The sequence below is a fragment of the Minwuia thermotolerans genome, assembly GCF_002924445.1.
GTDB classification, from domain to species: domain Bacteria; phylum Pseudomonadota; class Alphaproteobacteria; order Minwuiales; family Minwuiaceae; genus Minwuia; species Minwuia thermotolerans.
Map to the genome: position 1 here is coordinate 131,897 of NZ_PIGG01000068.1, position 11,198 is coordinate 143,094.

General features: G+C 62.4%; 15 protein-coding genes. 8 read left to right on the forward strand and 7 right to left on the reverse strand.

Annotated elements, in window-relative coordinates; all coding sequences use genetic code 11:
- Nucleotides 1-114 precede the first annotated feature (114 nt).
- The 3 genes from CWC60_RS20005 to CWC60_RS20015 all read left to right on the forward strand — a co-directional run bounded on the left by CWC60_RS20005 (nt 115) and on the right by CWC60_RS20015 (nt 1,806).
- A complete protein-coding gene (locus tag CWC60_RS20005; protein ID WP_109796424.1) occupies nt 115-387 on the forward strand; it encodes a hypothetical protein in 273 nt (90 codons plus the stop codon).
- 305 nt (nt 388-692) lie between these two features.
- Entirely contained in the window at nt 693-1,355 is a 663-nt protein-coding gene (locus tag CWC60_RS20010; protein ID WP_125182835.1) for a hypothetical protein, read from the forward strand.
- 52 nt (nt 1,356-1,407) lie between these two features.
- A complete protein-coding gene (locus CWC60_RS20015) occupies nt 1,408-1,806 on the forward strand; it encodes a hypothetical protein (protein WP_109795689.1) in 399 nt (132 codons plus the stop codon).
- Between the two features lie 144 nt (nt 1,807-1,950).
- Here CWC60_RS20015 and CWC60_RS20020 read toward each other — a convergent pair whose 3' ends face one another.
- A complete protein-coding gene (locus tag CWC60_RS20020) occupies nt 1,951-2,316 on the reverse strand; it encodes a phosphoglycerate kinase (RefSeq protein WP_109795690.1) in 366 nt (121 codons plus the stop codon).
- A gap of 459 nt (nt 2,317-2,775) precedes the next feature.
- Between CWC60_RS20020 and CWC60_RS20025 the strand changes: the two genes are divergently transcribed.
- A complete protein-coding gene (locus CWC60_RS20025; protein ID WP_125182836.1) occupies nt 2,776-3,246 on the forward strand; it encodes a hypothetical protein in 471 nt (156 codons plus the stop codon).
- Between the two features lie 173 nt (nt 3,247-3,419).
- Here the strand turns inward: CWC60_RS20025 and CWC60_RS20030 are convergent, their stop codons facing one another.
- From CWC60_RS20030 to CWC60_RS20040, 3 genes are all read right to left on the reverse strand, one after another.
- Nucleotides 3,420-3,719: a hypothetical protein gene (locus CWC60_RS20030; protein ID WP_125182837.1), complete on the reverse strand. Its 300-nt coding sequence runs from the start codon at nt 3,717-3,719 to the stop codon at nt 3,420-3,422.
- Between the two features lie 64 nt (nt 3,720-3,783).
- On the reverse strand, nt 3,784-4,026 hold the full coding sequence (locus CWC60_RS20035) for a hypothetical protein (RefSeq protein ID WP_109795693.1): 243 nt from the start codon (nt 4,024-4,026) through the stop codon (nt 3,784-3,786).
- 62 nt (nt 4,027-4,088) lie between these two features.
- On the reverse strand, nt 4,089-4,379 hold the full coding sequence (locus tag CWC60_RS20040) for a DUF736 domain-containing protein (protein WP_109795714.1): 291 nt from the start codon (nt 4,377-4,379) through the stop codon (nt 4,089-4,091).
- A gap of 692 nt (nt 4,380-5,071) precedes the next feature.
- Here CWC60_RS20040 and CWC60_RS20045 point away from each other — a divergent pair.
- The 3 genes from CWC60_RS20045 (at nt 5,072) to CWC60_RS20050 (ending at nt 6,672) form a co-directional block, all read left to right on the forward strand.
- Entirely contained in the window at nt 5,072-5,773 is a 702-nt protein-coding gene (locus CWC60_RS20045) for a bactofilin family protein (RefSeq protein ID WP_109795694.1), read from the forward strand.
- Between the two features lie 121 nt (nt 5,774-5,894).
- The gene (locus tag CWC60_RS23350) at nt 5,895-6,206 is read left to right on the forward strand and encodes a hypothetical protein (protein ID WP_125182838.1); all 312 of its coding nucleotides are present in this window, start codon (nt 5,895-5,897) and stop codon (nt 6,204-6,206) included.
- A 34-nt stretch (nt 6,207-6,240) separates the two neighbouring features.
- Nucleotides 6,241-6,672, forward strand: a complete 432-nt coding sequence (locus CWC60_RS20050) for a DUF4870 domain-containing protein (protein WP_109795695.1) — start codon at nt 6,241-6,243, stop codon at nt 6,670-6,672.
- A gap of 56 nt (nt 6,673-6,728) precedes the next feature.
- Here CWC60_RS20050 and CWC60_RS23775 read toward each other — a convergent pair whose 3' ends face one another.
- From CWC60_RS23775 to CWC60_RS20060, 3 genes are all read right to left on the reverse strand, one after another.
- On the reverse strand, nt 6,729-6,905 hold the full coding sequence (locus CWC60_RS23775) for a hypothetical protein (RefSeq protein WP_164516655.1): 177 nt from the start codon (nt 6,903-6,905) through the stop codon (nt 6,729-6,731).
- A 64-nt stretch (nt 6,906-6,969) separates the two neighbouring features.
- Nucleotides 6,970-8,766 (reverse strand): ParB/RepB/Spo0J family partition protein, encoded by a 1,797-nt coding sequence (locus tag CWC60_RS20055; RefSeq protein WP_109795696.1) that lies wholly within the window; start codon nt 8,764-8,766, stop codon nt 6,970-6,972.
- Nucleotides 8,767-8,810: 44 nt separating this feature from the next.
- Entirely contained in the window at nt 8,811-9,284 is a 474-nt protein-coding gene (locus tag CWC60_RS20060) for a hypothetical protein (protein WP_109795697.1), read from the reverse strand.
- 470 nt (nt 9,285-9,754) lie between these two features.
- Here CWC60_RS20060 and CWC60_RS20065 point away from each other — a divergent pair, with 470 nt between their 5' ends.
- On the forward strand, nt 9,755-10,882 hold the full coding sequence (locus tag CWC60_RS20065; RefSeq protein ID WP_109792437.1) for an IS110 family RNA-guided transposase: 1,128 nt from the start codon (nt 9,755-9,757) through the stop codon (nt 10,880-10,882).
- Nucleotides 10,883-11,198 lie beyond the last annotated feature (316 nt).

Here is an 11,198-nt window from a genome sequence, read left to right on the forward strand (position 1 = left end):
CGACGATCGTCGAGACCATCGCCGGGAGCGGAGCGGACGTGGGCGTCGGCGTCAGGTGAGGCGCTTGCGGTCGAGGCCAGAAGAGGGAAGGAACCACATGGAGGATCATCGCCGATGACCACAGCCCAAGACCCCGTGAGCGTCCGCGTCAAAGCGGGGCTGTACGAGTTCACCTTCGCCCTGTCGCCGAATGAGCTGGACGAGGCCGTGGCGCGCGCCAGGCGGTGCGGCCTGACCTTCGATGCCTTTGTCCGCCGGAAGATGTTCGGGCCGGATCCCGAGCGTCGTCTCGGTATCGCCGACGACTGGCCGCTCGATGCGCGGCTGGTCGGCTGGCGCATCCTGCTGCCCGAGGGCGTCAGGAGCCGTTTGCAGGCGAGTGCATAAGAAATCAACATCGCCGGCAAGCCGCAGGCGCCAAGTGTCCATCAAGAGGACGCCCGCCACGGCCTGCCGAACCCCACACGCGAAAGCCGCCTCCGGAGAGGCGGCTTCGTCGTGGGTGGCTGGATTTCCGCAAACTATGAAAAGACCCTCGCGCCACCCCACGCCCTTGCGACCAGCGTTGGCCAGTCGGTCCGAGCGATTTCGTAAGGGCGCAATGGTTCTCCTGGCGTGTGTCAGAATGATGTGAATACCATTGATGGTGTCCAAACCGATCCTGCGGATTGCGTAGCGCGGTGGAGCGCGGTGTGGATTGGCCGAAACGAAATCCGGCCCTTGTGCCAATCATGGTCCGCTATTTTCTTTTGGAGATGCAGCGGCAAACGGCGCTTGCGCGCGATGCGCTACCGTACTTGCTGGATGCCGTAACGGCGGGGCATGGCTATCGCGCCTTCGGGCTTCTGAACAGCATCCTGCATCACGGGGTACAGGCTTATCATCTCGCGTGGTCTCCAAATCCGGAACGCGACACCGAACGGCATCGCTGGGTCCGTATCGCGCTCGGTCTCGAACCGAAGCGCTTCAAAGACTTTGACCGAAGCTTTCGCAATGCCGTCTCCCATTTCGACGAGAGAATGGACCTTGCGATCTGCGAGGGCATACGTCGCGGCAGCGTCGGCGGGCGCGCCGACCCGGCACCCGGCCACGTCTATCCGTCCATCCCCCGTTTCGAGGATCAAACCTACGGAGTGGATCTCGGCGTTTTCATGCGGCAAGTCGCGACGGAAAACGACCCGAGCTCCATTGAAGTGCAGCTTTTTGGCGAGCGGTTTGACTTCCTGAAAATGATGGATCGTGTGGATGAATTGTACGAGCGCTCCGAGGAGGCTCTCGATTCAGGTCATTTATTGCGCACCTGGTGCCGAAGTGGTGGAGAAATAAATAAAGCGGAAACAATTGAATTCTATTGATACAATTACAATAACGGCATGTAGACATGAAACCAACATCTTGGAGAAGGAAATGTCTCATACCGTTTCCCAGAGTGACGCCGAATTTCCATCGGATTATTGGCGTCGGCATCACTACTATCAGCTGAACGCTGAAGAGCGGGCCAAGATCGACATCGCAGAAGCGGCGCGAGAGCTCTCCGCTGTGCGCCGGAAAGTCCTTCACAAGGCGATAGACGATGCACCTATCTCGATTCACCCTGATTGGGTGTCGTTCCTCTGGCAGGAAATTCAGGCCTATCGCGACCTGATGCCCCAGAACCATGAATGCGCTAGGGAGCTTGAGGTTGAGGTTGCCCGTCTCGTTCTGAAGGCAATTGCCGAAGGGCGGGTAACAGACCCCGCTGCTTTGGCGGCCATTGTCTCCGATGTCGATATCCCCGATCGAAATCCAAATCCGGAGCTTTTTTGATCGATAACCCGGCTGTTGCCGGGTTATCTTTTTTGCGCGCGGGTTAAACTGGCCGGGCCACTGCCGACTTGACGAAGCGCCGCCTGCCGAGCCCCACACGCGATAGCCGCCTCCGGAGAGGCGGCTTCGTCGTGAGCGGCAGCGCTACCACCAGGATGTGTAGAAGACCGTCGCGCCAGCCTCGATGAGTTCGCGCGCCTTGGCGACGAAGGCCAGGTCGCCCTCGGTTTCGGAGCCGTTCGAGGCGCCGAAGAAGAAGCCCTCGGTGTGCGGCAGTGCGCCCGCCTTGATGTCGGCCTCCAGCCGGTCGATGTCGGCCGCGGTGAGCTGCACGTTGACGCAGTTGAAGACGGGGCTCGTGCCGCCCTTCTCGCCGTAGAGGCGCTCCATCCAGCCGTGCAGGTTCGGATGCTTGCGCCAGTAGAAAATCTCCGTGGCACCCTCGGCGCTGAAGTCGACCTCGTCGGCGATCTGCTGGTCAGTCGCGAACGCATACATATCCAGTCCCATGTCTCGATCCTTTCGTTGTTGGTTGTCCGTCCCAAGGACGCGGATCGACAGGCCGGGCGGGATGAGCCGACGCCGTCATGCGCAACACGGTGTGGGCGCGGGCAGCGCATTGACGGCAAGGCGCCGTCCGGCAGAGACGCGGAATCCTTCCGAGGGACGGCAACCGCGAAAGGACGAGACGGGATCAGGATGGATGGCGCGATCGGAGCAGCGGGGCGCCGATCAGGCAGGTCGCACTGAATGCAGCATCCCATGGCGCAAGTACGGGGTGTCAGCCATGGCATTTCCAGGGGCCGACATAAGGCGGTAGTGACCGAAACATCTTGAGCCGTATGGCCTCACCGCTTTGCATCTAACCCTCGCTCTAGGAGCGACGTAAGCGGCGTCTCGGTCCGTGTTCCTGACAACCACATACAGGGAACCGCCGTCCGCAAGGGCGGCGGCCGGATAGCCATGACCTTGACCATTACCATCAACCGGCGCGCTTTTGTCTACACGGTCGTCTACGGCTTCATGGGGCTTCTCGCGAGCGCCATGGTGGGCGCGTTGAGCGCAGCCGTCTTCGGTGCCCAGGCCTTCTTCGCCGGAATGATCGTCGGCATATGTGTGCTGACGGTGCCGGGCTGGTTCTTCATCTTCGACAGGGGGATCCACTACCAGAAGAACCCGGGGGGACACGCCGGTAACATCCTCGACGCTGTGTGCATCTTGCCCAGCGCCATGGCGCTGGCGGCACTCGTCTTTTCCGGTATCGGCCCGATCTTCGATGCGGCCTACGGGGCCGGCAGTGCGGGCGGCCTCATCCTCAGGCTGTTGGTTGGCTTCTGCGCACTGGTCGCCGGCGCTGCTATCGGTATCTGGATCGCCAATGGAATCCGCGTGATGCTGCGTGCCATGAACGCCGCGATCGACCGGATGACCACGCCTTAAACCTTTAAGCGACTACCCCTCCCGTATACGCGGGAGGGGTTCTTTTTGTGAGGGTTGCTCAGGGGCGGCGTTACGGCAATGAGGCCGTGAACAACCGGCCCGAGATGCCTCGGTCCGATCATCCGGTTGCGACTGGCATGGGGCCGTTGTGCTGTTCCCTATGCGCGATGGTGTCAGTCGACCGGCACCTCGATGTCGACGTGCGGTGGCCGCGGCTGGGCGGCGATGAAATAGCCGAGCCGGTTCACGAAGTGGAACCCGCTCAGGACATAGAGGGTGTCGTCGTCGCCCTCGACCAGCGTCCAGACGCGGTCGGCAGGCGTGTCACGAACATGCGCCAACTCCGGGCCGAAGGTCTCGAACATCAGGCCGTCGAAGGGTGCGCTCTTGGTGAGCGCGTTGGTCACGGGCCGGTAGGCCTCAAGCCACTCGTCGTAGGCCATCGTTAAATGCGGAAATGTTGAATTCGTCATCGGTCAATCTCCTTGTCAGATATGCAGCGCCCCGCCGAAGCGGGGCAGGTTGAAATGGCGCCGATCATCGCTGCTCGGCCTCCGGCTGATACGCGCCGATATAGTATGTGGTCAGCTCGTGCTGCTCGCCGTCAGCGGGGCCGAGGTCAGGCTCTTCACCGTTGGTGAAGCGCGAAAGCGCGACCGCTCCCGGATCGTTGATGTCGTCGGTGAGGGCGACGACGTACCGGTAAACGGTGAGCTGCTCGACGGCGATCTCGGCGTACTCCGCGCTGCGCGTCGGATCGTTGGTTGTCATCGTATGCATAATCGAAATCTCCTTTGTTGAAATGGGCGGCCCCGCCGCCGGAGCGGCGGGGCCGGTTGCCGTCAGCGGGCCCAGATGAGGGTCGGCTTGCCGTTGCGGTCGACGAGGTTGGCGTAGACCGGGGCCGGGAAGCTCGGGTCGTCCAGCTTCACCGAGATGTAGCTGTTGCCGCCCTTGCTGGTGCGGTTCCAGGCGGCGCCGATCTCGGCCGTGCCCGCCATCACACGGAAGTCGGGGGCGTTCTCGCCGCCGTTCTCGACGGGGGTCAGCGCCACCTTGGCCTTGAAGGTCAGGGTCCGGATGTCACCGTTGTAGCCGCTGTCGGTCTTCGTGAAAGTGCCGATGGTTGCCATGTCGAAGTCTCCTTTCAGTTCGTTGGAGGCCGCGCCCGTCGCGACCTTTCCATGGCCAGCCAAAGGCGCCGGATAGAGCCGGCCCCTGCACCCGCCAGGGCGGAAGCGGAGCGGACGACGGCAAGCGGACTGTTTCTTGGCTGCGCGAGGAAGGCCGGCAGGCCGGGGAAGAAACCGACCGCGCGCCGTTGCGGGGACCGGCGCCGGCGCCAGGTCTGCCATGCGAAGGAAAGGGCGCAGGGCGCGTGTGGCTCACCGACTGAAAGGTGACGTGGCAACCCGTCGGGCGATCACACGACGGGCGGCTGCGACGCCATCCGGGGACAGGCACTGACCGGCAATGCCAGTTGGCCGGGCGAGACGGGGCCAAGAGATGCCGGCTTTCTTGTGATGGCGCGGATTGGCGACGAAAGTCGGCGCGGCCGGCTCGTCACAGGGAAAGGGCGGTTCCGCATATCGCCCGGAGAATGTGGCCGTGCGAACGGTCTATTCTCGGTTCGGCACAGCCGCGGCGTGGCAGCCGACTTCCATTGCGTCGAAGACGGCAACAGCCCCGTTCGGCAACGAAAACGGCTTTCCGCAAATCTGTTCGATTATTCTATGGGGAACGGTTGAATAGCGAGCTTATCGTTACAAGAACAGATTAAGCTTCTTTTCCTTTTCCTGAATACTTCTGGGAGCTGCGCGCAGCAATGCGGCGCGGTTTCGATACTACTATGTCCAATGTTCCTTCCGAGGAAGAGTTTCTCGCAGCGCTTGATACGGTGCGGGCGTACCTCGAAGCGGAGAACCCGGTCGAGGCGGAGTGCACCTTCGACTTCCGTGACGGGAACGGTCCCGTTCCGGCCCGACGGCACATCAACCCTGACGGCTCGGAAGGCGGCTGGGTCGCCGAGACGGCCGATGTCGCCGAGACGGCCCGTGTTGGTCCCGACGCGGTGGTCTTCGGCAACGCTCGGGTCCACGGCAACGCTCGGGTCCACGGCAACGCCCGTGTCTTTGGCCACGCCAAGGTCGATGACAACGCCCAGGTCGACCACGCGTGGATCTCCGGCCACGCGTGGGTCTTCGGCAACGCGTGGGCCTACGGCGCTGTGGAGGTCTCGGGCAACGCTCGGGTCCACGGCAACGCTCGGGTCCGCGGCATCGCCCGTGTCTTTGGCCACGCCCAGGTTGGTGACAACGCGTGGGTCTATGGCAACGCGTGGGCCTACGGTGCTGCGGTGGTCTCGGGCAACGCTCGGGTCCGCGGCAACGTTCGGGTCCTCAGCAACGCCCGTGTCTTTGACGATGCGCATGTCTCTGGCTACGCCCAGGTCGGCGACAACGCTTGGGTCTGCGGCGCTGCTCGCATCTCGGGCAACACCGAACTCCGCTCCGGTTTCCACTGCTAACGAAAAACCCTCTCGCTTTGGCGGGAGGGTTTTCTTTTGGCCGCTACCGCCGCCTCGGTCCGCGCAGCAACCGCAGCAGTGCGCGGGTTACGGTGTGACCCGGCGAAATGCGGAAAGGTTGTTGGCCCTGAAACGTTTTAGATTGATTGTATTCGGCAGGGTAATGGTTAATGTTTCCTTGGAATACCTTTTTAAGAATTCAACAATAAAAATCATAAAAACAAGTATATTTATTGATAAAAATATTAAAGAGCAATATATTACTAGAAATCTCCTTTTCTTTTTCTATCCACCCAAGGGCGCTGGCGCTACGCGCAGAAGTGCGCTCGGGGTGGCGCGGACGGCATCAAGTTCACGTTCAGCGACACCACGCTTCAATCCTGCGGTGGCGCAGCCCCTCCGCGGAGGGGCTGCCCACTCCCTGTTCCTTTGACTTTTAACCTCCGATTGCACATCGAGAGATATAAATGAGCGACAATTCCCCCAATCCCGAGCAGCCGGGAGGTGGCAATCAGAACGACGCGCCCGAGTCCACCACCACGCCGGTGAACAAGGATGACGCCAGCGTCGCCGCGCTGATCCACGTGGTCGGTCTGCTCAACTTCTTCAGCGGCTTCCTGGGCACCATCGTTCAGGCCATCATCTGGCTGGCCAAGGGCGTGAGCGGCAACCAAGTCGATCGTCACGGCCGCGCGGCGCTGAACTTCCAGGTTTCCTGGCTGATCTACAGCCTGGTGGCCTTCGGCCTCACTTCCATCACCGCGGGTCTGGCCATGCCGGTCCTGATGGTGGTGACTCTGGCCTTCGCGCTGGTTCAGCTCATCTGTGCCTTCAAGGGTGCGGCCACCGCCAAGCGCGGCGAGGATTACAAATATCCGCTCAGCATGAAGCTGTTCTGATACCCTGCGTATCGAAAAAGCCCCGCCATTCGGCGGGGCTTTTGCTATTGAATCTTCTACCGCCGCCTCGGTCCGCGCAGCAACCGCAGCAACGTTACGAGAATGGCGTAGCCCACCGGCACAGCGATGGGGAAGCCCAGCAGCACCCAGAGAGTGTCGTCGGGGTCGCCGGTCATGTTGGTGACGATGGCCATGAGGGCGATGACGATGATCGCGCCGAGAATGGTGCCCATGGTCGTGTCCTCCGTGTTCGGATGAAAGGAAAGGCGGCGCAGCCGCAGCCGCGCCGCCGAAGGGTTAGGCCGCGTCCGCGACGGCCTCGGTGGTCTCGACAGGCTCCGCCTCGGACTCGGCAGCATCGTCTGCGGCCTCCCCCTGCTCGGCAGTCACGGCGGGGAAGTGCATCGCCCCCGGCAGCCAGTCGCGCCCCTTGCGGTCATGCGCGGGCGCGTCGTCGGCGGCGTCCTTGGTACGCTCGAAATGCCGCGCCAAGGCCTCGACCATGGCCTTCTTGGTGTAGTCCTTGAGACGGCCCATGCGCTTCACCGCGCCGCTTTCCTTGGCGATGGCCTCCAACTGGTCCTTGCGGCGGCGGGACAGGAACGCCGCGTCAGGCCGCCAGTGGTTGCGCATATCCACCTCAAGGTCGGCGGCGATGCGGTTGAACAGGCTCTCGCCGTCGTCCAGCGCGTCCATATCGCCCTGCCCGAAGGTCAGCGCCGTCAGCAGCAGGTGAAGCTGTTCGAGCTCTGCGTCGGTCAAGCCCTGCACGGCCTCATAGAGGGCGAGTGGCTCCTTGCGACTACGCAAAAGCTGCTCCCACGCCCCACGCGTCGGCGCGGCATAGGGGGAACTGTCGGCCTCGATGCCGAGCGCCTGCGCCGTTTCCCCGGCCTCTCGTTCGATGGCGGTATAGCTGGTGGGTTGCACCTCAGCTTCCGCGAAGTAGGCCAGCGCCGGATGCGGGTCGAGATGGATGCGCCCCGTCCAGTCATAGCCCTGCATCATGCCGATGACAGCCACTTCCTTCGCCTTGCGGGGATTGGCGAGAAGCGCCTCCATCACGGCAAGGCTCTTGTGGGCACTCACCATGCGGATGACGGGGCCGGAATATTCCGGCTTGGGCTTTGGTGTGCCGGGGGCTTCGCTGGTATCCTCGGACACGCTCTGGCGGACTTCACGCTTGACCAGCCCCTCGCGCACCTGCACCCGCCCCGATGGGGCGAACTGGATGACCACGCCGCCCGGCTCGCCGTCCTCGGCTTCGCGGTACTGCCACCACGGCACGTAAGCCTCGTGCACCACCTCCACGAAAGCTGCCGTCCGGCGGTGGGTGTCGGCCAACTGCTCGACGGCCTCGGATTGCAGCCGATAGAACTGCTCCATGTCGTCGAAGAAGGTGTTGGCCTCATCCGCGAACAGGTCGGCGGTGTAGGTGCCCTCGTACTTCTCCAGCGGGAAGATGGCGAGCGCCACGGACGGCTTCTCGCCGGTCAGGATGCTGCGGATGTCGTCGGCATCGTAATGCCAGCCCTGCTGAAGCCGCTCGATGACGGCGCGCTGCTGGTCGTGAGTGCCGAGCGTCAGCGCCTCGGCCACGGACAGGGGCACCTCGCCTTCCCGCACCAAAACTTTCACCTCGTCACAGAGGGAAGCCAGCGCGACGCGGCGCTTGACGGTCAGTGCCGACACGCCCGCCTTCGCGGCCACGTCCTCAAGGCTCGCCCCGTCCGCCAGCAGGCTGGCGAACGCCTCGGCCTCGTCCATGGGCGGCAACTGCTCACGCTGGATATTCTCGATGGTGGCCAGCCGCAGGGTGTCGGCGGAGGACAGCCGCTTGCGGATGTCCACGGGCACGGGATGGTCGGCGGGGATGTCGCCGCGCTCGGCCAGAAGCCGCAGCGCCCGATAGCGCCGTTCGCCGGAGACGATGTCGTAGCCTTTGCCCTTGCGCGGGCGCACGACAAGGTTCTGCAGAAGCCCGTCCGTCTTGATGGATGCGGCCAGCCCCTCAAGGGCGGCAACGTCCATGCTGGTGCGCGGGTTCGCCTTCGGCGGGTTCAACTGGTCGAGGGTGATGGTCTCGATGGTCATGATTTCGTCCTTTCGTGTTTTCTGGATTTCGTTACGGGTTGCCGTCACGCCGCGCGGGCGGCGTGAACGGGATGGAGCGGGCGCATGGTCGCGCCCTCGGGGATGAAGGCGGCGGGGCCGCCGGTGCTGTCGCGGCGCGCCACTTCCAGATGGCAGGGCATCCAGCCGGTGGACGTGCCGACGATGAAGCGACGGCGATTGCCGTCCGGCTCGGTCACCTCCACCCGCCAGCCCTCATGGCCGCACAAGGCGGGGGAGAGCTCGGCGGGGCACCGCGCGCCGGTGATGGCGTGGTGCGCCCGCCCGGCCTCCATGCAGGCGAGATAGGCGGCGAGATGGTCGGGACTGCCGGGTTCGGCATCCGGGACAAGCTCGGGCTTGCCCAGCCACGCGGCCACGGCGCGCATGCGCCGGTCGGCCACGTCGAAGCCCAGGCAGGAATAGCCGCCCCCGCAGGGAAAGACGTAAAGCCGTTGCTGCGCGTTGATGGTCGGGTGTCGGTCGTCGCGTTGGGTCATGGTCTTGCCTCCGTTCAGTTGCTCTCGGCGTCACAGGGCAAAGCCCCGCGCCTGAACCCCTGCCCAGCGGCGAGCGACCAAATCGAAAGGAACGAAGTGAGAGAGGTGTGGCGAGCGCCGGCTCAGTGCCGGGCGACAAGGCGGCCGCCCCCTGGGGCGCCAGTCCGGCCCAACACGGGAGCGCAAGCGAATGGAGCGGGCGGGGCCGGACGGCCGCCTTGGCCAAGCCCGGTGCGGCCGGCATAAGCTGGAGATGCAGGGTTCAAGCGCGCGGCACGCGCGCGCTCAACAAGACTGCGGCCCGACGGGCCGACCGCTTGCGCCGTTCCGGGCAGGCTTTAGCCGCGGGCCCCGGTGCGGCGCACAAGGGGGCGTTGCGGGGGTATCCCCCGCTGACCTAATGTCCTTTTGCAAGAAGAAAAAGTATATTGCTAAAGCAGTTTACTATTTCAACAAAAGGAGGAAGTAATGTGTACTCTTCAGCCGCCTATATTGGACTTGACGTCCACAAAGCCACAATATCTGTCAGTGTCTCTCCGGCCGAACGTATGGCCGAAACCATACACATTGGCACCATCGCCAACAGACCGGGGGCTATTCTGGAGGTTGCGAAAAAAGTAGCAAAACGCCACGGTGAGCCACTTTCATTTTGTTATGAAGCCGGCCCTTGCGGTTACGGTCTTTATCGTGAACTCACCGGAGCCGGTTACGAATGTGTCGTCGTCGCCCCATCGCTGATTCCGACCCGGCCGGGCGACCAGATAAAAACAGACCGGCGCGATTCGATTAAGCTGGCTCGTATGCACCGCGCAGGCGAACTCATTTCTGTTTGGGTTCCGGGAGAGGAACATGAAGCCGTACGGGACCTAATTCGCGCCAGGGAAACATCCCTTCAGGCGCTGTCACGGGCGAGACAATCACTTCAGAGTTTTCTATTACGTCGCGGAATTATTTACACCGGAAAAGCGAGTTGGACGAAAATCCATAGGCGTTGGCTTTCGAGGGTTAAGCTCGATACCCCTGTGGAACAGGCCGTTTTCCAAGAATACGTGAATGCCGTCGAAGAGGCCGAGAACCGTCGGGACCGGCTCACAAAAGAAATTGAGATGCTGATTCCATCTTGGTCTATGGGACCAGTGGTGATGGCACTTCAATCAATGCGAGGCGTCGGCCTAATTACCGCAGCGACTGTTGTGGCAGAAGTAGGCGACTTCAACCGTTTCGACAATCCTCGTCAGGTGATGGCCTTTCTGGGCCTAATCCCGTCGGAAAGATCCAGCGGCACGACAACACGTAGGGGTGGAATTACCAAGGCTGGTAGCGCGCGAGCACGACGCGTTTTGGCTGAAGGGGCTTGGAGCTATCGTTTCGGACCTCGCATCGGTCGAGAACAGCTTCCACAAATCGAAGGCCTACCTAACAGCGTGACGGATATCGCGTGGAAGGCTCAATTGAGATTAAGTCACAAGTTCCGGCGGCTTCTGGCGACAGGCAAGCCAAAGAATATTGCTGCCACCGCAATCGCGCGGGAAATGGTTGGATTCATGTGGGCTATCGCAAGAGAGGTGAGTCCGCCACCAGAGTCAGCCGATAGATGATACGTCGCGCGCTTAAAGTTTGAAGGCGCGCGCGACGACAAAGTAATGCCGTCTGTGTAAGGCTGGGGGCTGAGCCCGGTAGGAGAACCCTCGCCCCTTCGAAGTGCGGATCACGATTCCACGCACGCCCGCTGACAGAGGCAGCTCCAAGACGAATACACGGTCTTGCGGTAGCCAACCCGCGCATGAGTGTCTGATCAACCGTCGTCTTGAGCTCTGCCCCCTGCTTTGCACAGACCATATAAGAGAAGCAAAACGACATACTCGCCGTCGTTGATGTAGCCCATTTTTTCTTCTTGCAAAAAGGACATGAGTG

Bases quoted from the DNA above. Each gene is read 5' to 3' on its own strand.
- CWC60_RS20005 (WP_109796424.1), top strand. From the start codon at position 115: ATGACCACAGCCCAAGACCCCGTGAGCGTCCGCGTCAAAGCGGGGCTG.
- CWC60_RS20015 (WP_109795689.1), top strand. From the start codon at position 1,408: ATGTCTCATACCGTTTCCCAGAGTGACGCCGAATTTCCATCGGATTAT.
- CWC60_RS20020 (WP_109795690.1), bottom strand. From the start codon at position 2,316: ATGGGACTGGATATGTATGCGTTCGCGACTGACCAGCAGATCGCCGAC.
- CWC60_RS20030 (WP_125182837.1), bottom strand. From the start codon at position 3,719: ATGACGAATTCAACATTTCCGCATTTAACGATGGCCTACGACGAGTGG.
- CWC60_RS20035 (WP_109795693.1), bottom strand. From the start codon at position 4,026: ATGCATACGATGACAACCAACGATCCGACGCGCAGCGCGGAGTACGCC.
- CWC60_RS20040 (WP_109795714.1), bottom strand. From the start codon at position 4,379: ATGGCAACCATCGGCACTTTCACGAAGACCGACAGCGGCTACAACGGT.
- CWC60_RS20045 (WP_109795694.1), top strand. From the start codon at position 5,072: ATGCGGCGCGGTTTCGATACTACTATGTCCAATGTTCCTTCCGAGGAA.
- CWC60_RS20050 (WP_109795695.1), top strand. From the start codon at position 6,241: ATGAGCGACAATTCCCCCAATCCCGAGCAGCCGGGAGGTGGCAATCAG.
- CWC60_RS23775 (WP_164516655.1), bottom strand. From the start codon at position 6,905: ATGGGCACCATTCTCGGCGCGATCATCGTCATCGCCCTCATGGCCATC.
- CWC60_RS20055 (WP_109795696.1), bottom strand. From the start codon at position 8,766: ATGACCATCGAGACCATCACCCTCGACCAGTTGAACCCGCCGAAGGCG.
- CWC60_RS20060 (WP_109795697.1), bottom strand. From the start codon at position 9,284: ATGACCCAACGCGACGACCGACACCCGACCATCAACGCGCAGCAACGG.